This is a genomic window from Bacterioplanes sanyensis (assembly GCF_014652515.1).
Taxonomy (GTDB): domain Bacteria; phylum Pseudomonadota; class Gammaproteobacteria; order Pseudomonadales; family Oceanobacteraceae; genus Bacterioplanes; species Bacterioplanes sanyensis.
Window position 1 is genome coordinate 105,656 of sequence record NZ_BMYY01000010.1, and the last position, 20,616, is coordinate 126,271.

The 20,616-nt window shown below is 56.3% G+C and carries 18 protein-coding genes and 1 pseudogene; 11 read left to right on the top strand and 8 right to left on the bottom strand.

What is annotated here, in order from left to right; all coding sequences use genetic code 11:
- Nucleotides 1-51 precede the first annotated feature (51 nt).
- Complete coding sequence (ilvA, locus tag IE090_RS13930) at nucleotides 52-1,569, bottom strand: threonine ammonia-lyase, biosynthetic (protein WP_189389109.1); 1,518 nt, start codon at nucleotides 1,567-1,569, stop codon at nucleotides 52-54.
- Nucleotides 1,570-1,693: 124 nt separating this feature from the next.
- On the opposite strand from ilvA, the gene rpiA reads away from it, so the two are divergent.
- Nucleotides 1,694-2,365 carry a ribose-5-phosphate isomerase RpiA gene (rpiA, locus tag IE090_RS13935; protein WP_189389112.1) on the top strand — a complete coding sequence of 224 codons (672 nt, stop codon included), beginning with the start codon at nucleotides 1,694-1,696 and terminating at the stop codon, nucleotides 2,363-2,365.
- Between the two features lie 3 nt (nucleotides 2,366-2,368).
- On the top strand, nucleotides 2,369-4,996 hold the full coding sequence (locus IE090_RS13940) for an intermembrane phospholipid transport protein YdbH family protein (RefSeq protein WP_189389115.1): 2,628 nt from the start codon (nucleotides 2,369-2,371) through the stop codon (nucleotides 4,994-4,996).
- Here IE090_RS13940 and IE090_RS13945 read toward each other — a convergent pair.
- Nucleotides 4,981-5,466, bottom strand: coding sequence for a thioesterase family protein (locus tag IE090_RS13945; RefSeq protein ID WP_189389118.1), 486 nt, complete (start codon nucleotides 5,464-5,466; stop codon nucleotides 4,981-4,983). The genes IE090_RS13940 and IE090_RS13945 overlap by 16 nt on opposite strands.
- A gap of 317 nt (nucleotides 5,467-5,783) precedes the next feature.
- On the opposite strand from IE090_RS13945, the gene hemB reads away from it, so the two are divergent.
- From hemB to IE090_RS13960, 3 genes are read left to right on the top strand one after another with little or no spacing between them, the layout of a single operon-like run.
- Nucleotides 5,784-6,794, top strand: coding sequence for a porphobilinogen synthase (hemB, locus tag IE090_RS13950; protein ID WP_189389120.1), 1,011 nt, complete (start codon nucleotides 5,784-5,786; stop codon nucleotides 6,792-6,794).
- A 44-nt stretch (nucleotides 6,795-6,838) separates the two neighbouring features.
- Nucleotides 6,839-8,941 carry a polyphosphate kinase 1 gene (gene ppk1 / locus IE090_RS13955; RefSeq protein ID WP_189389123.1) on the top strand — a complete coding sequence of 701 codons (2,103 nt, stop codon included), beginning with the start codon at nucleotides 6,839-6,841 and terminating at the stop codon, nucleotides 8,939-8,941.
- Between the two features lie 46 nt (nucleotides 8,942-8,987).
- Entirely contained in the window at nucleotides 8,988-9,167 is a 180-nt protein-coding gene (locus IE090_RS13960) for a DUF3012 domain-containing protein (protein ID WP_229815778.1), read from the top strand.
- A gap of 20 nt (nucleotides 9,168-9,187) precedes the next feature.
- On the opposite strand, the gene ppx is transcribed toward IE090_RS13960, so the two are convergent.
- Entirely contained in the window at nucleotides 9,188-10,708 is a 1,521-nt protein-coding gene (ppx, locus tag IE090_RS13965; protein ID WP_189389126.1) for an exopolyphosphatase, read from the bottom strand.
- Nucleotides 10,709-10,932: 224 nt separating this feature from the next.
- On the opposite strand from ppx, the pseudogene IE090_RS13970 reads away from it, so the two are divergent.
- Nucleotides 10,933-11,215, top strand: a pseudogene (locus IE090_RS13970) (thioredoxin family protein).
- Nucleotides 11,216-11,376: 161 nt separating this feature from the next.
- The gene (gene rho, locus IE090_RS13975) at nucleotides 11,377-12,636 is read left to right on the top strand and encodes a transcription termination factor Rho (RefSeq protein ID WP_189389129.1); all 1,260 of its coding nucleotides are present in this window, start codon (nucleotides 11,377-11,379) and stop codon (nucleotides 12,634-12,636) included.
- Nucleotides 12,637-12,709: 73 nt separating this feature from the next.
- On the opposite strand, the gene rpoH is transcribed toward rho, so the two are convergent.
- The 4 genes from rpoH to ftsY form a co-directional block, all read right to left on the bottom strand.
- The gene (rpoH, locus tag IE090_RS13980) at nucleotides 12,710-13,579 is read right to left on the bottom strand and encodes an RNA polymerase sigma factor RpoH (RefSeq protein ID WP_189389131.1); all 870 of its coding nucleotides are present in this window, start codon (nucleotides 13,577-13,579) and stop codon (nucleotides 12,710-12,712) included.
- Nucleotides 13,580-13,717: 138 nt separating this feature from the next.
- Entirely contained in the window at nucleotides 13,718-14,707 is a 990-nt protein-coding gene (gene ftsX, locus IE090_RS13985; protein WP_189389133.1) for a permease-like cell division protein FtsX, read from the bottom strand.
- A complete protein-coding gene (ftsE, locus tag IE090_RS13990) occupies nucleotides 14,697-15,386 on the bottom strand; it encodes a cell division ATP-binding protein FtsE (RefSeq protein ID WP_189389171.1) in 690 nt (229 codons plus the stop codon). The genes ftsX and ftsE overlap by 11 nt, the downstream gene beginning before the upstream one ends.
- A gap of 26 nt (nucleotides 15,387-15,412) precedes the next feature.
- Nucleotides 15,413-16,738 carry a signal recognition particle-docking protein FtsY gene (gene ftsY, locus IE090_RS13995; RefSeq protein WP_189389136.1) on the bottom strand — a complete coding sequence of 442 codons (1,326 nt, stop codon included), beginning with the start codon at nucleotides 16,736-16,738 and terminating at the stop codon, nucleotides 15,413-15,415.
- 145 nt (nucleotides 16,739-16,883) lie between these two features.
- On the opposite strand from ftsY, the gene IE090_RS14000 reads away from it, so the two are divergent.
- Genes IE090_RS14000 through IE090_RS14015 form a run of 4 tightly spaced genes read left to right on the top strand, consistent with a single transcriptional unit; the run spans nucleotide 16,884 to nucleotide 19,999 of the window.
- A complete protein-coding gene (locus IE090_RS14000) occupies nucleotides 16,884-17,648 on the top strand; it encodes a hypothetical protein (RefSeq protein WP_189389139.1) in 765 nt (254 codons plus the stop codon).
- Nucleotides 17,641-18,198, top strand: coding sequence for a 16S rRNA (guanine(966)-N(2))-methyltransferase RsmD (gene rsmD, locus IE090_RS14005; protein ID WP_189389141.1), 558 nt, complete (start codon nucleotides 17,641-17,643; stop codon nucleotides 18,196-18,198). The genes IE090_RS14000 and rsmD overlap by 8 nt, the downstream gene beginning before the upstream one ends.
- A gap of 8 nt (nucleotides 18,199-18,206) precedes the next feature.
- Nucleotides 18,207-19,733, top strand: a complete 1,527-nt coding sequence (locus tag IE090_RS14010; protein WP_189389143.1) for a carbon-nitrogen hydrolase family protein — start codon at nucleotides 18,207-18,209, stop codon at nucleotides 19,731-19,733.
- Nucleotides 19,730-19,999, top strand: a complete 270-nt coding sequence (locus tag IE090_RS14015; RefSeq protein ID WP_189389146.1) for an acylphosphatase — start codon at nucleotides 19,730-19,732, stop codon at nucleotides 19,997-19,999. Before IE090_RS14010 ends, IE090_RS14015 begins: the two co-directional genes overlap by 4 nt.
- Here the strand turns inward: IE090_RS14015 and IE090_RS14020 are convergent.
- Complete coding sequence (locus IE090_RS14020; protein ID WP_189389149.1) at nucleotides 19,996-20,556, bottom strand: pilus assembly FimT family protein; 561 nt, start codon at nucleotides 20,554-20,556, stop codon at nucleotides 19,996-19,998. The two genes, IE090_RS14015 and IE090_RS14020, sit on opposite strands and share 4 nt — an antisense overlap.
- Nucleotides 20,557-20,616 lie beyond the last annotated feature (60 nt).

Below are 20,616 nucleotides of genomic sequence, written 5' to 3' on the forward strand. Positions count from 1 at the left end.
AACAAGATGAAAGCGGACAGCTTCGTCACATTGACCTTAACTGCCTAAAAACTAACGCAAAAACAAGTGATAAGCGGTGTTATCTGTTTCGTCCCAATAGCGGTAACCGAGCGCTTTCAAATACTTACGTAACTCCGCTTCTTTGCCTTCGGGCACCTGTAGTCCCACCAGTACCCGGCCATAAGCCGCACCATGATTGCGGTAATGGAACAGCGAAATGTTAAAACGCTTGCCCAACGTACGCAGAAAGTTCAGCAACGCGCCTGGACGCTCAGGAAACTCAAAACGATACAAATGTTCGTCTGCCACCGACACCGGGGCATGGCCACCGACCATATGGCGAATGTGGTATTTGGCGATCTCGTTGTGGGTCAAATCCGTTACTGGGTAATCGTGGGCAATCAGCTCATCCAGCAATGCTTGCTGCGCGCCTGGCTCTGCACTGACCTTTACGCCAACGTAAATCTGCGCCCGGTTGTCATCACCGTAGCGATAATTGAACTCAGTGATGGGACGCTTGCCCAGCAAGCTGCAAAATTTCTGGAAGCTGCCGGGCTGCTCAGGAATGGTCACCGCCAAAATCACTTCTCGGCCTTCACCGATTTCTGCCACTTCCGAGATGTAACGCAAGCGATCGAAATTGACGTTGGCACCGCTGAGAATGGCGATCAAATGCTGGTTTTCGCAGCCTTCGCGCTCAACGTATTTTTTTAGCCCGGCAACGCTCAATGCTCCGGCGGGTTCGCACACCGCACGGGTATCATCAAAGGTGTCTTTGACGGCGGCACAGATTTCGTCCGGCGTCACCGTGATGACTTCATCGACATGGTCTTTGCACACTTCCCACGTGTTTTCGCCGACCTGGGCCACCGCCACGCCGTCGGCAAAGATGCCAACTTGCGGCAGGATTACCCGCTCACCGGCTTCCAGCGCCGCCGCCAGCGATGCTGATTCAGAGCTTTCCACACCTACGATGCGCACTTCTGGACGCAATGATTTAACGTAAGCGGCCACCCCCGCAATCAAGCCACCGCCACCGACGGGAACAAAAATGGCATCGACCGGGTCACGCATCTGGCGCAGGATTTCCATACCGATGGTGCCCTGGCCGGCAATGGTTTCCGGGTCGTCATAGGGGTGGATGTAGGTCATGCCTTTTTCTTCCACCAGCTTTTGCGAATAGGCAAAGGCTTCGTCGAAAGCATCGCCATGCAACACCACTTTGGCACCACGCGCTTTCACCGACTTCACCTTGATTTCCGGCGTGGTCCGCGGCATGACGATGGTGGCTTTGATGCCCAGCTCTTTTGCCGCCAGCGCCAGTCCTTGGGCATGGTTGCCGGCGGAAGCCGCCACCACGCCGCGTGCTTTTTCTTCTTCGCTCAGCTGCACAACCTTGTTGTAGGCGCCGCGAATTTTGAAGGAATACACCGGCTGCTCGTCTTCTCGCTTGACCCAAATGTGATTGCCCAGACGCTCGCTGAGAAACGGTGCTTGATGCAGAGGCGACTCAATGGCGACGTCATAAACCCGCGCCGACAGAATTTTCTTCAGGTACTGATTCAACATGGACAGGTCTCATGGGTGATCCGGCAGCCAGCCGGGGCAAATTCAAAGCGCGCATTGTAACTCAGTCATGCATATAATTCCCGGCACAGGAACCCGCAACCCGCTGACAACGCAAGTGAATGACATGACTCAAGACCAACTGAAGCAAGCCGTCGGCCAGGCCGCCGCCGACTATATCCGCCCTAAGCTGGAGAAAGACAGCATCATCGGTGTAGGCACTGGCTCTACCGCAAACTGCTTTATCGATGCCTTGGCGGATCTGCGCCACGACTTTGCCGGCGCTGTTGCCAGCTCTGAAGCCTCGGCCGAGCGCTTGCGTGGGCACGGAATTGAGGTCTATGACCTCAACCAAATCGGCCAGATGGAGTTCTACATTGATGGCGCCGATGAAATCAACGCTCAGTTGGAAATGATCAAAGGTGGCGGCGCCGCTCTCACCCGCGAAAAAATCGTCGCCGCGGTGGCGAAAACCTTTATCTGTGTCGCCGATGCCAGCAAACAGGTGACGCTGTTGGGCGAGTTCCCTCTGCCGGTGGAAGTGATTCCCATGGCGCGCTCATACGTAGCACGCGAGCTGGTAAAACTGGGTGGCGACCCTGTGTATCGAGACGGCGTAGTGACAGACAATGGCAATCAGATTCTGGATGTGTTCAACCTGCGCATAGACGACCCGCGTGGTCTCGAAAGCCGCATCAATCAAATCGTCGGTGTCGTCACCAACGGCCTGTTCGCTCAGCGCCCAGCGGATTTGCTACTGCTCGGAACGGAGCAAGGCGTACAGCAGATCCAACGCTAGTCGATGCGGCGCTGGCTACGACGGTTAGGCTGGAGCTTAGTCACCAGCCTAGTGCTGTTAACAGCCCTGGTCGTGGCTGCCCCCTGGCTGCTGAAACCCACACTCAATCAGTGGGCCAACCAAGCTCTGCAACTCAGCGGCTTAGGCCAAGGCAAAGTGCATATTCGCCGTTGGAGTTGGTATCAGCTTCACATCGACCGCTTACACCTCACACTCGTTGATGGCAGTCAGCTGCAGCTAAACGATTTGCGCTTAAACTATCGCCCGTTAGCTTTACTGCAGGGCGAGTTTCAACAGCTGCGCATTGCTCGCCTCAGCGTGCAGCAAGCCAGCGCACAACTGACTCAGGCTGCCCAGCGCCAGGCCCAGCGCTCCGGCGCGGCACTGCTGCAACGCCAGCTCGATATTCCACCGCTGCAGCAATGGCTGCAGGTCCCTCTGGGTCGCATTCAGATTGATCGTTTGAACTTCAACAATGCGCATGTCAGCAGCGACCTTAAAGCCAGTTTTGATGATGGCCTATGGCGTTTGCACGGTGCCATACAGCTCGATAACGCGCCTCTGCCCTGGCAGCTGGAAGCACAGCTGCAAATAGGCGGCGCCTGGTTGCTGCTGCTCTCGGAGCAGCAACAGCGGCTGTTGCAATGGCATGGCCATATTGCTCAACAAGAAGGTCGCACCGAACTCGAAATCCAGCAATTTGCTGATCTGGCGCTGCTGCGCCAACGCCTGCCGGCATTGGAATCGCTGCCCATCGACGACTTGCAGGGCAACATACTGCTCAGCCTACCCAACCAAGCACGGTTGCCCGACGACATCCAGGCGCAAGCATCCTGGCAACTCAATAGCAACCGCATTGAGCTGACCGATGGTGCCTTACCGCCCAATCAATGGCAGCTCAGCCTCGATAAACGCAACCGCGAAGGCTGGCAGGCACAGCTCAGTAGCGCCCGCCAACAAGGACACTATCAGCAGGCGCAGTTCAGCTGGCTCCCCAAGCTGCAACTGCACTGTCATAGCGACCTCAACCAGTGCACCCTCAATGGTCAGCAGCAGCTGCACTGGCAGCAAACGGGTGTAGAGGTAAGTGCCACGCTGGCCAGCAGCGGCGACTGGAACAGCAGCGATGGCCTGACGCTGCAACTACCGCTGCAACTGCAAGCGCAGTGGCAAACGCAGGAAAACAACTTGCAGTTTGATGCCCACGGCCAATGGCAACTGCACTGGCACCCTGATCAAGGCATGGCTCTGCAGAGCACGAAGGGGTTGGCGTTAACCACTGTTGGACAGCTGCAAGGCTGGCAATTACCCCCTTGGCGCAGCCAATGGCTGGCCGACTTGCAACTGCAGTGTCAGCCCGATTGTCAGCTCACATCGCCGCTGCAGCTCAGTTGGCAGCCCGTCACTCTGGTGCAGCCTGATGCCGCCTTAACCACTGAGTTTCCTTTACTCGCCGGTCACGCTCATTGCCAGTGGGCGGCTCGGCAATCGCCTTGGCTGGCCCATTGCCAGCTGACCGCCGCACTGGCGCAATCACAATGGCAGGGCTGGCAGCTGGCGGATAACCAATTGCAAGCTGAACTCATGCTATCGCCACAACAACTGCAGGGGCAGCTAAACTGGCGAGCAGGGCAAGGTGCGCTGCAACTGCATGCCGACGTGCGCCAGCAGTACGCTGGCGAAGGCCATATTCAATGGTATTTAAAGCCCACCGAACTCGCTCACCCTCAGCTCAATCTGAACCAATGGCGCAGCCTAACGGGTGTTCAGTGGCTAGCTGGCCAGGTGTCTGGTCAGGGCTGGCTGGACTGGCAAGCGAATGGTCAGCTGCACCCAGATACGACGCTAAGGCTAACAGGTGTTAGTGCGAGCTATGACAACCGCGTGGCGATCGAAGGCTGGCATGGTTTTGCAGCCCTGCGACGCCAACAGCAGCAACTGCAATTGCAAGCACAGCTGTCTGGAGATCAACTCAATCCGGGCATTGCCCTGACGGATTCGCTGCTGCGCCTCGGTGCACAGCTAACCCCCATCGATATCAACCAACCGTGGCACGGGTTGGAGTACATCACTGCCGAGCTGCACGAAGGTCGCACCCGGTTGTTGGGTGGCAGCGTGCGCATCCCCGAAGCGCGCTTTGACAGCCGCAAAGACATCAACGCGTTTGGCATTGTGGTCGATCACATTGAGCTGCAACAACTGGCCGCCCTCGAAGCCAAAGCACAAGTGAACGCCAGCGGCGTGATGGACGGCGTGCTCCCCATCGTCATCGGGCCACAAGGGCCGTCGATTCCCGCCGGCAAGCTGTTCGCCCGCGCCCCCGGTGGCAAGCTGCAAGTGCAAAGCCAGGCCAGCGCAGCATTGGGGAGCAGCCACGATGGCGTCGCCATGGCCATGAACCTGCTCAGTGATTTTCACTATCACCAGTTAGAATCTGACATTCGCTACCAACCCGATGGCGCTCTCAACCTGGGGCTGTTGTTTGCTGGCAACAACCCGGCATTCTTTAACGGCCAAGCCACCGAGCTAAACATCAACCTGGATTACAACCTGCTGGATCTGCTTCACAGCTTGCGTGTCACGCAAAATCTGGTCGAGGAGCTAGAGCAAAAGTATCAGCCACAGAGGTAAGTGCCGGTGCCGACAGCAATCAACTCGCCGTCTTCGTTATGAAACTCCATGCGCGTTACCGCCACCTTGTTGCCGATGCGCAGCAGCGTGGCACTGGCGACAAACTCCTTGCCTTTGCCCGGATGCAAAAAATCCACCCGCATATCAATGGTGCCGAGCTTAGATAGCTTTTTAGGGCGCTCTTCTTTGGGCACATCGTCGCGGTGCAAGCGCTGCCAGGTAGCGATCAATGCCATCGCGCCCCCGGTCACATCCAGTGCCGTCGAGATGGCGCCGCCGTGCAAAATGCCCTGCAGCCAATTGCCCACTAAATCATCCTTCATCGCCATGCTGAACTCACAGCGCTCGGCAGTCAGCAATTTAGGTTTAAGCCCCAACACCTTGTTAAAGGGGATTTGCTCAAGAAAGTTAAGTGCCAGGTTCAGCTCGGTTTGGCTAAAGCCTTCGGTTTGCACGGCGTCCGTCGTCATGTTGCATCCTCTGTTAATTGGCGGTTTAGGGAGTTAATACCGCTGTCACATCTGTGCTTCATGTTATGACCCGCCAGCCAGCAAGCAATTGCCGAAACGCCCAATCACACTGGCCGAATGGCTCATTCGCTGGCGGTGACGTGTCTTGGGGAAGTAAAAGACCGTCAAACTTGCCGCACGTCATCGCCACATCAGGCTACAATCGGCAGCATTGCGGAGCAGGTACTCGCAGCCCACCTAAGCGCTGCCCGCAACCACCGAACCATAAGTTCATCCTTGCACGTTTGTTTGCTGATCCAATCAACAGGAGTATCACCATGGCTTTTAACGATGCCCAACGTTTTTTCCCGGAAACCCGCCTGCGCCGGATGCGCCGTGATGACTTCTCCCGTCGCTTGATGCGCGAGAATCAGGTCAGCGTCGATGATTTGATCTACCCAATGTTCGTACTCGAAGGGCATCAAGAGCGCGAGCCAGTGATCTCCATGCCGGGTATCGAACGCCTGTCCATTGATTTGCTGGTGGCTGAAGTCCGCCATCTGGATCGGCTAGGCATTCCCGCCGTGGCTTTGTTTCCAGTGACACCAGCCGATGCTAAGTCCGAGCTGGCAGAAGAAGCGTTTAATCCCAACGGTTTGGCTCAACGTGCTGTGCGCGCCATTAAAGATGCCGTACCGACCATGGGCGTGATCACTGACGTCGCCCTCGACCCATTTACCGTGCACGGTCAGGACGGCATTCTCGATGAAACCGGCTACGTGCTGAACGACATCACCGTAGAAACCTTGGTGAAGCAAGCCGTATCCCACGCCGAGGCCGGTGCAGATGTGGTCGCGCCGTCCGACATGATGGACGGTCGCATTGGTGATATTCGCTCAGCATTAGAGGGCGAGCGCTTTGTGAATACACGCATCATGGCTTACTCCGCCAAGTACGCCTCAGCCTATTACGGCCCCTTCCGCGATGCCGTCGGCTCTGCTGCCAACCTAGGCAAAGCCGATAAAAAAACCTATCAAATGGACCCAGGCAACAGCAACGAAGCACTGCACGAAGCCGCCTTAGATCTGGCCGAAGGTGCCGATATGGTGATGGTGAAACCCGGCATGCCTTACCTCGACGTGGTGCGCCGCATCAAAGATGAGCTGCTGGCGCCCACCTTTGTTTATCAAGTCAGTGGCGAATACGCCATGCACAAAGCTGCTGCACAAAACGGCTGGCTGGATGACGAGGCCGTGATGCAAGAGTCGCTGCTGTGCATGAAGCGCGCCGGCGCTGACGGTATTCTCACCTATTACGCCAAGCAGTATGCTGAATGGCTGGATCGCTAATCACTCGCGGCGCGATGCGCCGCTTTCTGGTTTAAGGAATAAGCATGTCTGACGCGCCACAACAAGAAACCCCCATTACGGATTTGCATAGCCCAGAGCTGTATTTCAATCGTGAGTTGAGTCACTTACAGTTCAATATTCGGGTGTTGGAACAAGCCCTGGATGAACGCCATCCGCTGCTCGACCGGCTGTTCTTTTTGTGCATTTTCAGCAAAAACCTCGACGAGTTTTACGAGGTGCGCGTCGCCAACCTGGTGCAGCAGTTGACCTACGGCCGTGAGCAAGCCGGCGTCGATGGCAAGCATCCGCGCCAGGTGTTAAGTGAAATCCATCAGATGTGCAGCGAAACCGTTGAGCGCCAATATCATATTCTCAACGACGTATTGCTGCCGGCGCTGGAGCAGGAGCGCATTCGCTTTTTACGTCGTGCCGACTGGAGCAAAGAGCAACGCGCCTGGGTGCAGCAGTATTTCTTTGATTATTTGCAGCCTTTGATCAGCCCCATTGGCCTTGACCCCTCGCACCCTTTCCCACGGCTGGTTAACAAAAGCCTGAACTTTATTGTCGCCTTAGAAGGCAAAGACGCCTTTGGCCGTGAGACAGGGCTGGCGATCATCCCAGCACCGCGCTCGCTGGCCCGCATTATTCGCTTGCCAGACGAACTGTGTGACGGCGGCGATAACTTTATCTTTTTATCGTCGGTGATTCACGAATACGCCGATGAGCTCTTCCCCGGTATGAAAGTAAAGGGCTGCTATCAGTTTCGCGTAACGCGCAACGCCGACTTAGAAATCGACCACGACGACGCTGCTGATTTAGCCTCGGCCCTAGAGGATGAACTGCACTCACGCAACTTTGGCGAAGAAATGCGGCTGGAAGTCGCCGACAACTGCCCAGAAGAGCTCACCGAGTTTTTGCTCAAGCAGTTCAACCTCGACCGCTCAGATTTGTTCCAGGTCAACGGTCCGGTGAACCTGTCACGCTTGATGGAAGTCATTGCTCAAATCGATCGCCCAGACTTGCAATACACGCCCTTTACCGCCGGCTTGCCAAAGAACCTGAGCTTTAAGAAGAGCATCTTTGAAGGCATTCGCGACCGCGACACCTTGCTCTTACACCCGTTCGAATCGTTCACGCCAGTGGTCGATTTGCTGCGCGAAGCCGCCAAAGACCCAAATGTGCGCGCCATCAAGCAAACCCTGTATCGCACCGGCGCCAAATCCGAAATCGTCAATGCCCTGGTCGATGCCGCCCGCAATGGCAAAGAAGTCACCGTGGTGATCGAGCTGCGTGCCCGCTTTGATGAAGAAGAAAACCTCTACTTAGCCAACCGCCTGCAAGAAGCCGGCGCGGTAGTAGTGTATGGCGTGGTGGGCTACAAAACCCACTCCAAAATGATGCTGATCGTGCGCAAAGAAGGCGACAAATATAAGCGCTACGTGCATTTGGGCACCGGCAACTATCACGCCGGCAATGCCCGCGCCTACACCGACTACAGCTTTATGACCTGCGACGATTCGATTGGCGAGGATGTGCACAAGTTATTCCAGCAGTTGACCGGCATGGGGGAAGCACTGCGCATCAAAAAGCTCATTCACGCGCCTTTTACCCTGCACAAAAAACTGATCGAACTGGTAGATCGTGAACGCGCCCACGCCGAAAGTGGCAAACCGGCGCTAATTCGCATGAAGGCCAATGGCCTGACCGAACCCAAGCTGATTCGAGCCCTGTATAAGGCGTCGCAGGCTGGGGTCAAAGTGGAGCTGATCATTCGCGGCATGTGCTGTTTGCGTCCGGGCGTGCCCGGCGTATCGGAGAACATTGAAGTGCGCTCCATTATTGGCCGCTTTCTGGAACATACTCGGGTCTACTACTTCCACAATAATGGCAAAGACGAAATCTACGCCGGCAGTGCCGACCTGATGGAGCGCAACCTGCTGCGCCGGGTGGAAACCGCCTTTCCCGTCGACAACAACAAACTCAAAGAGCGCATGAAAGCCGAGTTAGAAGTGTACATGCGCGACACTACCCAGGCTTGGGTATTGGGCAGCGATGGCCAATACGCGTTAGTGGCGCCTGCCGACGGCGAGGATGCCATCAGTGCTCAGGCTTGGTTGCTGGAAAAACTGGCGGCGACTGCAGGGTAGAGCAGCGCCTGTGTTAGCATGCTGCGCTTCGTAATTGGAGCTCAGTATGAAGACAATGACAAAAGCCCTGACCTTGGTGATGGGATTATGGCTGCTAAGCGGCTGCACACCCGAAGTCGGCAGCAAAGCCTGGTGTAAAATGATGGATGAAAAACCCAAAGGCGACTGGACCGCCAACCAAGCGACCGACTACGCCAAGCACTGCATCTTCCGCAGTGACGACTGAGGCTCACCCAGAGCCTCTATTTATTCTTCAGTTCCATCACTGATCAGCAGCTCCAATCCTGCAGCCGCCCAGTAGTCGCGTTCACTGGCCAGATCCCGCGCCGTTAGTGGATGCTCGCTTAACCAGCCGGATGGAAACGTCAGCCGCAGTCCCTGCTCAGTCACCTGCAAACTAGGCTCTGGCACTTCATGTGCGCCGCGACTGTGATTCAGCAATACCGCCAAGCGCAATAACATGGCCAAGCGCACGAACTGCCGCCGCCACTGCTGCGAAATACCGTCGAACTCTTCGATGCGAAACTTGCGTCGATGGCTGCGCACCAGCATCGCCAGCGCCGCCTGGCCCTGGCGGGTAAAACCGAGCAAATCGCTGTGCTGCAGCAAGTAGGCGCCATGTTTGTGAAAGCCACTGTGGGTCAAACTCAAACCGATTTCATGCAAATGTGCGCCCCAGTTCAGCCAGGATTGCCAAGCCTGTTCGGACATCAGCCAGTCGGGTGCCGCTTGGCGCAGCAGTGCGGTGGCTGTATGAGCCACGCGTTGCGCTTGGCTGAGATCGACATGAAAGCGCTCGGCCAGCGAGTTCACCACTCGTTCACGTACATTTTCATGGCTTGAGCGCCCGACCAAATCCCACAGCGCGCCTTCACGCAAAGCACCATCGGAATACTGCAGGTGTTGAATGTCCAGGGTGTCGAAAGCGGCCTGCAGAATCGCCAAACCACCGATAAACACCTGACGTCGCTCTGGCTTAATACCGGGTAAATCGACGTCGTCAGTGGTGGCAAAATTCAGCATCAGCTTGCGCAGCTTTTTCAGGTTTTGCCGGCTCACGCCTTCACTCGCCCAACCTTGAGCAATGATGGCCTGCTCAGCCGCGCGAATGGTGCCCGAAGAACCCACCACATTATTCCAGCCTTGGCGCTTATAGTTGGACTCAATATTGAGCAGCTCTTGGCGCGCCGCTGCGACCGCTTCATCAAACGCCGCAGCCGTGATTTGGCCGTCGGCAAAGAAACGCCTCGTAAACGACACACAGCCCATATGCAAGCTTTCTAATTCCAACGGCTCAAAGCGTTCACCGATAATAAACTCAGTGCTGCCCCCGCCAATGTCTATTACCAAGCGCCTGCCGCGATCATCGGCCAAAGTGTGTGATACGCCCAGATAAATCAGCCGCGCTTCTTCACGCCCCGAAATCACCTCGATGGGGTAGCCCAACACCGCCTCCGCCTGATCAATAAACTGCTGACGATTGCGGGCCGCGCGCAAGGCATTGGTGGCCAGTACCGATACCCGCTTAGGGTCCATGCCTTGCAAGCGCTGGGCAAACTCGCGCAAGCACTCAACACCTCGCTGGCAAGCTTCTGCCGATAGATAGCCATCTGGCCCCAAACCGGCACCCAGCTGCACCTTCTGGCCGCGCTTTTCCAGCGTGCGAATATCGCCTTGCAGTTCTTGCGCAATGACCATGTGAAAGCTGTTTGAGCCGATATCGACGGCAGCCAATAGCTGCTCTCGTTGTGCTGCATGTTCTGACATTGTGATTCCTAGCTTGAAAAGTAGGGGCAGAGGCCGCATACAGGCGAATATGCAACGGCCTGAAGCGTTCGTCCAGAGCAACAGTCTGGTACCGACGCCAGAAATTGATTCCCAGCAAGCGACGCGTACAATGCTGTGAATTCATTCAAACCGGCGGCGACGCCGATGGCCTGACATCCATTATTGACACTAACACCGGTGTCCGACTTCCACAGGGGAATACCATGAGCGATAAGATCATTAACGTGACCGACGATTCATTTGAAGCAGACGTGCTCAACTCAGAGCTGCCTGTATTGGTAAGTCCTGGAAGAGCTGGCCGAAGATTTCGACGGCAAACTGAAAATTGCCAAGCTGAACATCGACCAAAACGACGCCACTGCGCCTAAGTTTGGTATTCGCAGCATTCCAACGCTGATTCTGTTCAAAGACGGCAACGCTGAAGCAACCAAAGTTGGCGCCATGAGCAAGTCTGACTTGGCTGCCTTTATCGAACAGTCTCTATAAATTGGTCAAAAAGGGCGCAGTTGCGCCCTTTTTTCTATAGACACCTATGGTTTATGGGTCTATAGTCACTTTCGACCTAACGCCCTCCCTTGGCGTACCCCCCTAATTGCTCGCGCAATTTTTCCCTAGTAAAACGAACAATCTAACCTACCCATATTCTTATGAATCTTTCCGATCTGAAACTCAAATCCGTTCCTGAGCTGCTAGAAATCGCCAAGTCGATGAAGCTGGAACACGTCAGCCGTACTCGTAAACAAGACATCATCTTCGCCATTCTCAAAAACCACGCCAAAAGCGGCGAGGACATATACGGCGAAGGGGTATTGGAGATTCTGCAGGACGGATTTGGTTTTCTGCGCAGCGCCAGCAGCTCTTACCTGGCCGGCCCAGACGACATCTATGTCTCGCCCAGCCAGATCCGCCGCTTTAACCTGCGTAAAGGTGACAAGATTGCCGGCAAGATCCGCCCTCCTAAAGATGGCGAACGTTATTTCGCCATGCTCAAAGTGGCAGAGATCAACGACGATAAGCCGGAAAACGCCAAATCCAAGATTCTGTTCGAAAACTTAACGCCACTGTTCCCCAATGAGCGTTTTATATTGGAAGTGGGCAACGGCTCTACTGAAGACCTGTCTTCACGGGTACTCGATCTGACCGCGCCCATCGGCAAAGGCCAACGTGGCTTGATCGTAGCGCCACCGAAAGCGGGTAAAACCATGCTGCTGCAAACCATTGCGCAGTCCATTACCCGCAACAATCCAGAAAGTGAACTGATCGTTCTGCTGATCGACGAGCGCCCGGAAGAAGTTACGGAAATGAGCCGCTCAGTGCGCGGTGAAGTGGTTGCCTCGACCTTTGATGAGCCGCCAGCGCGTCACGTGCAAGTGGCGGAAATGGTCATCGAGAAAGCCAAGCGCTTGGTTGAACACAAGCGTGACGTGGTGATTCTGCTGGACTCCATCACTCGTTTGGCACGTGCTTACAACACCGTGATCCCTAGCTCAGGTAAAGTCCTGACCGGTGGTGTTGATGCCAATGCGCTGGAAAAACCCAAGCGTTTCTTTGGTGCGGCGCGTAACGTCGAAGAAGGCGGCTCACTGACCATCATAGCCACCGCGCTGGTCGACACCGGTTCGAAGATGGATGAAGTGATTTACGAAGAGTTTAAAGGTACCGGTAACCAGGAACTGCACTTGGACCGTAAGATCGCCGAGAAGCGCATCTACCCTGCCATCAACATTCGCCGCTCTGGCACCCGTCGTGAAGACATGATGTTCCCAGAAGGTGAACTGCAGCGCCTGTGGATCTTGCGCAAGCTGCTGAGCGAGATGGAAGACGTGCAATCCATCGAGTTCATTCTCGACAAGCTGCGTCAGACCAAGACCAACGACGAGTTCTTCGACTCCATGCGCGGTAAATAAGCCGCGCTCACGTTGCTTGCAGACACAAAAAAGCCGCTGAGATCAGCGGCTTTTTTATTGCGCGAGACCTGGATCAGGTCAGTACCAAATCCGTACCAATGGCGTTCTTCAGCTTTTTCATGGCGTTCTTTTCCAGCTGACGAATGCGCTCGGCCGACACATTATAAACCGCGGCTAAATCGTGCAGTGTGGCTTTTTCTTCATTCAGCCAGCGCTGCTGCAAAATAGCACGGCTACGGTCATCGAGATCACCCATGGCTTGTGCTAAACGATCGTTGGCATCTTGCTCGTAATTGTCGTCTTCAACCACGCGTGCAGGATCGAGGCTATGATCTTCGAGGTAGTAGGCCGGCGCTTGGTAAGCACTTTCATCGTCGTCATCAACGCCCGCATCAAAGGCGGCGTCGTAGGCGTGCAAGCGGCCTTCCATTTCGAACACGGTTTTCTTTTCCACGCCCAAATCGTTGGCAATGGCCTCGGCTTCGTCATTGCTTAACCAGCCTAGGCTCTTCTTCTGGCTGCGCAGATTAAAGAACAACTTGCGCTGCGCCTTAGTAGTGGCCACTTTCACGATGCGCCAGTTGCGCAGAATAAATTCGTGAATCTCGGCTTTGATCCAATGCACAGCAAAGGACACCAAACGCACCCCCACTTCTGGGTTAAAGCGCTTCACCGCCTTCATCAGGCCAACGTTGCCTTCTTGAATTAAGTCAGCCTGGTTCAGGCCGTAACCTGAATAACTGCGCGCGATGTGCACCACAAAGCGCATGTGCGACATGACCAGCACTCGAGCTGCTTCCAGATCGCCCTCATAGTGGAGACGCTCAGCCAAGGACTTTTCTTCCTCTGGGCTCAGCACAGGGATCGCATTCACCGTCGCAATGTAGGACTCCAGGTTAGCACCCGGTGACATCGCATTAATGGCTTGCAAGCCTTTGTTCATCGAACACTCCCAAAATAAGGATCACATCAACGCCAATGCAGGATTGCATTAGCGATCGCTAGTCTAGCACTGGCGTTTTCTGACCGCCAAGCCCGCGGAGAGTTCCATTTTGGAACAATCCGTACAGTTTTGTCAGAATTAGGCCTGCGGCTCAATGTGGTGCAAATGACGGCTCACTGACCACCAAGCGCCCAGCCATGCCATTAACACTGCCGCTGCTAGCAAAATTAACGCCGCGCCGGCAGACAGTGGCTGTAGCTCAAACGCCGAGCCATAAAGCTGCGACAGCTCGGCCACCGGGCCACTGAGCAACCACCAGCACAATACCAGCAACAGCCAGCACATGAGGCCACCAACTAGGCCAATCCAAACGCCAAGGTACAAAAACGGCCGCCGCACATAGGCATTGGTGCCACCGACCAGCTTAATCACGCGGATCTCATCCTCACGTGCGGCAATCGACAAACGCACGGTATTGCCCACCACCAGCACAATGGCCAATGCCAGCAAGCAACCCAATACCCAGATCAAGCGCTCGCCCAATTGCAGTAACGCCAATAAACGCTGCACCCAGCGCATGTCCAGCTGTACTTCATCCACCAGCGGCTGCTGCTCCAGCTTGAGCCGTAAGGCCTGCAATTGCGCTGGCGCCACACCCAGCGGCGGTTCGACCAGAATTACCGCTGGCAAAGGATTCTCTGGCAGCAGCTCCAAGGCACCGCCCAGGCCGGTACTGGCTTGGAACTCCGCCAATGCTTGCTCAGCACTGATGTAGTCACTGCTTGCCACTTGCGGCCAGCTGCCCACTTGCTGCGCCAGCTGGCGACCCTCATTCAGATCACTGCCGGGTTGCAAATACACCGACAGCCGTCCGGACTGCTGCAATTGGCCACCGAGCTGCTGCACATTGTCCACCGTCATCCATAAGGCTCCGGGCAAGGTCAGCGCAATCGCCACCACCAGCCAGGTCAAAATGGTCGCCGTGGGCTTTTGCAGCAGCTTGATGAGCGTTTCAACCGCCACTAACTGATGATTGGCCAGCCATGCCTGCAACCGATGAAAGATGCCGATGCGCTGTTCAGAAGCGCCCTGGCGCGGGCCGCCCTGGCGCGGGCGTTTATCCGCCATAAATATCGTCCTCCACGGCACTGCCACCAGCCACCAGCTGACCATGATCGAGAATCAGCCGGCGATGCCCCATGCGCTCAATCAGGGCGATGTCGTGGGTCGCGATCAGCACCGTCACGCCGACCTGTTGAAAGCGTACAAACAGGTTCATGATTTCCGCCGACAGCTCAGGGTCCAAGTTACCGGTGGGCTCATCCGCCAGCAGCAGCGGCGGCTTGTTTACCACCGCGCGGGCAATGCCAACACGCTGTTGCTCACCGCCGGACAGCTCGATCGGGGTGCGCCCTTCTTTGCCTAATAAGCCAACCGAGTCGAGGGCGGCCCGCACTCGCCGCGCCGCTTGCGCCGGACTAAAGCCCGCAATTTGCAGCGGCAAAGCGACGTTGTCGTACACGGTGCGATCAAACAGCAATTGGTGATTCTGAAACACCACCCCGACTTTGCGCCGTAGGTAGGGCACTTGGCTGGGGCGTAGCTGAGATAAGTCCTCGCCATCGACCATGACCCGGCCGCGCGTCGGCCGATCCATCAGCATCATCAGCTTTAACAGGGTGCTCTTACCGGCACCGCTGTGACCGGTCAAAAAGGCAAACTCACCGCGGCCTAGCTCAAAGTTGATGCCACTGAGGGCGTCACGGCCACCCGGGTAGCGCTTGCTCACGCGCTCGAAGCGCACCATCGGATCCTGGGCGGACATAAATAGCCTTAGTCGTCGTTGCGAAACAGCGCGCGGGTAAACTCTTCGGCGTTAAACGGCCGCAAGTCGTCAATGCCTTCGCCGACGCCGATGTAGCGCACCGGCAGGCCAAACTGCTTGGCCAGAGCGAAGATGATGCCGCCTTTGGCGGTGCCGTCGAGCTTGGTCAGGGTCAGGCCGGTTACACCGATCAATTGCTGGAACTGCTTAGCCTGATTGATGGCGTTTTGACCGGTGCCGGCATCCAAGACCAACATGACCTCATGCGGCGCGGTGTCGTCGAGCTTTTTCATAACCCGCACGACTTTTTCCAGCTCTTGCATCAAGTTGTCTTTGTTGTGCAAACGGCCAGCGGTGTCAGCAATCAAAATGTCAGTGCCACGCGACTGCGCCGCTTGCACGGCGTCATAAATCACAGAGGCAGAATCGGCGCCGGTGTGCTGGGCAATCACCGGCACGCTGTTGCGCTCACCCCACACCTGCAGCTGCTCCACCGCCGCGGCGCGGAAAGTATCGCCCGCAGCCAACATAACGCTCTTGCCTTCACGCTGGAACTGCTTGGCCAGTTTGCCGATGGTGGTGGTTTTGCCGACGCCATTGATGCCAACCATCAAGATCACGTAGGGCTTGTTGCCATTTTCGACATTCAGCGGTTGCTGCACCTGGCCCAGCATGGCGGCCAACTCTTCGGTCAAGGCGTCGTACAGTGCGTCGGAATCGCTCAGCTCCTTGCGGCTCACGCGACGGGTCAGCCCGTCCATGATTTGTGTGGTCGCTTCGACACCGACATCGGCCATGATCAGCTGGGTTTCCAGCTCTTCGAGCAAATCGTCGTCGATCTCTTTTTTACCGATCAGCAGGTCGGCCAAGCCTTCGGTCAAATTGCTGCGGGTTTTGCTCAAGCCTTCGCGAATACGGCTAAAGAAGCCGCCTTTTTTCGGCTTTTCTTGCGTCGTCGCCGGCGCTTGCGGAGCAGGCTCTGGCTCGACAGTTACTTCTGGCTCTGGCTCAACGATGGCAGCGGGCTCTGGCTCAACGACCTCGGGCTCTACCGATTCAACGACTGGCTCCGGCTCAACAACAGGCTCTGCGGCTTGAGTATCGGGCTCTGGCATGGCTTCAGGAGCAGGTTCTGCCTCGACTGTCGGCACTTGCTCTGCTGCTACCTCAGCCGATGCGGCAGGCGCGGATTCAGCGGGTGATTCGGCAGGTGGTTCATCAGGTATAGCCTCGACAGGCGCATCGTCAGCAGGGTTGAGATTTTCTTCCACCGCCGGCTGAGGCTGCGCTTGTTCTGCCGCCTTCTTCTTTTTACGCTTAAAAAAATCAAACATGAGGTCACGGTCTCGGTTGGCTCGGCGACCACCGACAATGTCGCTGGTACAAACAAAAATAAGGGCGTTATCCTACCACCAACCGCCCCCGCTCTGAATCCACCGCGTGCGAGCATCTGCGCTTGAATCAACAAAAGGAGACGGTGTGCGCTTTAGTCGCCCCACCCTGACCGCCATTATGCTCAGCAGTATGTTGCTGATTGTGGTCATTAATTTGCGCTACCAGCATCAGGAAGACATGCCGCTGGAGCCGTTGAACCTGCCACCACTGCCGCAGCAGGTGTGGCACAGCTGGCGCAGCCAAGAAGGTGTGCAAGTCTGGCACGCCATGCAGGCCGGCCAACAAGGCGAATTGATGTGGCTGTATGACGATGGCAGCAGTGCTCGCCAAACCCTGCCCAGCGATGACTGGGCTAGTCAGCTGGCGCAACTGCCCCGCCCAACCATGTCCACCGCAGCAACACTGCTGCTGCAAGGCCCTTGGACGCGGCGTGAAGCACAAGCCATCAGCGCCTATGTGATTAAGCGTCAGCGCCTCACCGCACTGACTTACCCAGGTTCTGACTTACTGATTTGCTTGTCTGAGCAACTGCCCGGTGCGCTGTGGTTGGCGCAACAGCAAAACAAGCAGTGGCATCAGCTGGCGCAACTCGGCGCTCTTACCGAGCCGACCTGGCCAGACCGCCAACAGTGGCAACAATGGCGTCAGCAGCAGGCCCGCCAGCTACGACAAAACTGGCTATCAACAACAGGGCAGATCGACATTCGTCGCCATCTTGCCTACCATCGCTGGTCTGACGATCTTTACCAGCAACTGTATCAGGCGTTAGGCGATAGTCAGCGCACTGCACCACAGCAGGCCCAACAATGCTTGCTGACGACATCCACTTCGAGTGACACCCGTGAGTAAAACACCCACCCAGCAGTTACGAATTATTGGCGGCGAGTGGCGCTCACGCCGCTTACGCTTTCCGGCCATCGATGGCTTACGGCCGACCATGGACCGCGTACGTGAAACCCTATTTAACTGGCTGCAGTTTGATATTGAAGGCGCGCGCGTCCTCGATGCCTTTGCCGGCAGCGGCGCGCTCGGCCTGGAGGCCCTGTCTCGCGGCGCCAAAGAGGTGGTTTTTTTAGAGAAGAACCCCAAAGCCGCGCTGCAACTCAAAGACAACCTCAAAACCCTACAAGCACCCAACGCGCAAGTGTGGGCCGGCGATGCGCTGCAGTGGCTAAGCGATAACCCTGAACCCTATGATTTGGTCTTTCTCGACCCGCCGTTTGGCCAGCAGCTGCTGCAGCCAGCCCTGCAGCAATTGACGCTGCTGCCCGGCGCCTTGGTCTACGTTGAGCATGAGCAAGGCTTGCAGCCCGACATACCCGCCCATTGGCAGCTACGTAAACGCAAAGACACTAAAGAATTTTGCTTCGCCCTGTACCAAGTAGAGTCCGAAGCCTAGGAGTGGCCATGCACGACGATTTGCATCTGATTGTTCGCAATCTGGAAAGCACAGATTACCCGCAGCTAAAGGACTTGATGGATCATGTTTATCACGATCTTGATGGCGCCTGGCCCAAGCACACCATCGACAAGCTCATCCACGACTTTCCCGATGGCCAAATTGTGGTGCTCGACCGTGAGCACATCGTTGGCGTCGCGCTGTCGGTACAGGTGGATTATCAGACCTACAGCAATCCGCACGTCTACGACGATCTGATCGGTCGGCGCATGACCATTTTAAACAATGACAATGGCGATGCCATGTACGGTCTGGACGTATTAATTCATCCAGAGTTTCGCGGCTACCGTTTGGGCCGGCGCTTGTACGACGCACGCAAAGACCTATGCCGCCAGCTCAACCTGCGTGCCATTTTGGCCGGTGGTCGCATTCCCAACTATTACCGCCATGCCGATGACATGACGCCGATGGAGTACATCGCCGCCGTCAGTCGCCGCGAAGAATACGACCCCATTTTGAGTTTTCAGCTGGCCAATGATTTTCAAGTCAAACGCCTGTTAGGTAAATACCTGCCGGAAGACGAAAAATCCCACGGCTACGCCACCTTGCTGGAATGGAACAACATTCTCTACGAGCCTTACGATGCCGTCATCGACAGCCGTAAAACCCAGGTGCGGGTCGGCGCCGTGCAGTGGCAAATGCGACCGTTTTCTTCGGTGCAGGACGTGCTGCAACAAGTCGAGTTTTTTATCGACACCCTGGCCGGCTACCAAAGCGACTTTGCTCTGTTCCCCGAGTTTTTTAACGCGCCCTTGATGGGCTTGATCGACAACAGCCATCAACAAACCGATGCCATTCGCTTTATGGCCGGTTTTACCGAGCGTTTTCGCGATGAAATGTCGCGCATGGCGGTGAGCTATAACATCAACGTGATTACCGGCTCCATGCCTTTGCTGGAAGGCGAGCGGCTGTACAACGTCACCTACCTGTGCCGTCGCGATGGCACGGTAGAAGAGCAGCGCAAGATTCACATCACCCCCCACGAGCGCAAAGACTGGGTCATCCAGGGCGGCGATCAGGTACAAGTATTCGATACCGATGCTGGCAAGGTGGGGATTTTGATCTGCTACGACGTTGAGTTCCCAGAGCTGAGCCGGCTGATGGCTGACGAAGGTCTAGAAATTTTGTTCGTGCCCTTCTGGACCGACACCAAAAACGGTTACTTGCGCGTGCGCCACTGCGCCCAAGCGCGGGCCATCGAAAACGAGTGCTACGTGGTGATTTGCGGCAGCTGTGGCAACCTGCCGCAAGTTGAAGCACTGGATGTGCAGTACGCGCAATCGGCGGTATTCTCGCCGTCGGACTTCGCCTTTCCACACGATGCGGTAATGGCGGAGACCACGCCCAATACCGAGATGATCATGTTCTCCGATCTGGACATCGACAAACTCAAACTGGTGCGCAGCGAAGGCTCGGTCAACAACCTCAAAGACCGTCGCCATGACCTCTACAACCTCAAATGGCGCCAACCATGAGCGCGTTTAAGGCGCTTATGAGTGGCAAGGTACAAGGCGTGTGGTTTCGCGACAGCACGCGCCAAGTCGCTGAGCGCTTGGGCCTACAGGGCCATGCCATCAACTTGAGCGATGGTCGGGTAGAAGTTCTAGTAATTGGCCCCAGAGATGAGCTGGAGCGGCTGTTGGAATATCTGCACCAAGGGCCGCCCCATGCGCGCGTCGATCAGGTTGAGCTGCAATGGCTTGAGGTTGAGCCCGATGTCAGTGGCTTTCGCGTCGGTTAACAGCCCGGTAGACGAGGGTGTTGACCACAAACGCGCACGCTGCCATCGCGTGAATCGTATTCAATGACCAACTGGGCGGTATTGCGATTACCGCCGTCGCCACCGGCCCGATACACATACGAGCACACACGATTGCCCGTATGGCGATAGGCCTGATAATCAAGGGCCGAGGTATTGTGCGCCACACTGGGCGCCATGTTGAGCACGCCGTTCCATACGCCCGCGCAGCCGCGTGGGCCTCGGCCGATGTTTTCGTTGCCGTTGCCCTTATCAATGCCGATGGGAAAGCCGCTGTTGTTGGTGTCGACATTGCCCGCACCAAAGCCGGGCAAGTTCTGCACCCGAGTGGTGTGGCCCTGACTGAGAAATACCGTCCGTGCCAGCTTGACGCCCGAGTGCAGAGCAGCAGCCACACCTTGAACCTGCGCCAGCTCGGCCTCGTCACTGACATCGCTAAAGCGTGGCAGCGCCAACGCCGCCAGCAAGCCCACAAGGACTAGTGTGATAAGCAGCTCAATGAAGGTAAAACCGCGTGGCGAGTACAGGCAATAACGCACAAAACAACTCCGAGACAACTGCGCGCCAGTATAACGACCGCAACAACGCTGCCGCTAGCG

What these genes read in the sequence shown, in the direction of transcription:
- ilvA (WP_189389109.1), bottom strand. Translation starts at nt 1,569, where the DNA reads ATGTTGAATCAGTACCTGAAGAAAATTCTGTCGGCGCGGGTTTATGAC.
- rpiA (WP_189389112.1), top strand. Translation starts at nt 1,694, where the DNA reads ATGACTCAAGACCAACTGAAGCAAGCCGTCGGCCAGGCCGCCGCCGAC.
- IE090_RS13940 (WP_189389115.1), top strand. Translation starts at nt 2,369, where the DNA reads ATGCGGCGCTGGCTACGACGGTTAGGCTGGAGCTTAGTCACCAGCCTA.
- IE090_RS13945 (WP_189389118.1), bottom strand. Translation starts at nt 5,466, where the DNA reads ATGACGACGGACGCCGTGCAAACCGAAGGCTTTAGCCAAACCGAGCTG.
- hemB (WP_189389120.1), top strand. Translation starts at nt 5,784, where the DNA reads ATGGCTTTTAACGATGCCCAACGTTTTTTCCCGGAAACCCGCCTGCGC.
- ppk1 (WP_189389123.1), top strand. Translation starts at nt 6,839, where the DNA reads ATGTCTGACGCGCCACAACAAGAAACCCCCATTACGGATTTGCATAGC.
- IE090_RS13960 (WP_229815778.1), top strand. Translation starts at nt 8,988, where the DNA reads ATGAAGACAATGACAAAAGCCCTGACCTTGGTGATGGGATTATGGCTG.
- ppx (WP_189389126.1), bottom strand. Translation starts at nt 10,708, where the DNA reads ATGTCAGAACATGCAGCACAACGAGAGCAGCTATTGGCTGCCGTCGAT.
- rho (WP_189389129.1), top strand. Translation starts at nt 11,377, where the DNA reads ATGAATCTTTCCGATCTGAAACTCAAATCCGTTCCTGAGCTGCTAGAA.
- rpoH (WP_189389131.1), bottom strand. Translation starts at nt 13,579, where the DNA reads ATGAACAAAGGCTTGCAAGCCATTAATGCGATGTCACCGGGTGCTAAC.
- ftsX (WP_189389133.1), bottom strand. Translation starts at nt 14,707, where the DNA reads ATGGCGGATAAACGCCCGCGCCAGGGCGGCCCGCGCCAGGGCGCTTCT.
- ftsE (WP_189389171.1), bottom strand. Translation starts at nt 15,386, where the DNA reads ATGGTGCGCTTCGAGCGCGTGAGCAAGCGCTACCCGGGTGGCCGTGAC.
- ftsY (WP_189389136.1), bottom strand. Translation starts at nt 16,738, where the DNA reads ATGTTTGATTTTTTTAAGCGTAAAAAGAAGAAGGCGGCAGAACAAGCG.
- IE090_RS14010 (WP_189389143.1), top strand. Translation starts at nt 18,207, where the DNA reads ATGCACGACGATTTGCATCTGATTGTTCGCAATCTGGAAAGCACAGAT.
- IE090_RS14015 (WP_189389146.1), top strand. Translation starts at nt 19,730, where the DNA reads ATGAGCGCGTTTAAGGCGCTTATGAGTGGCAAGGTACAAGGCGTGTGG.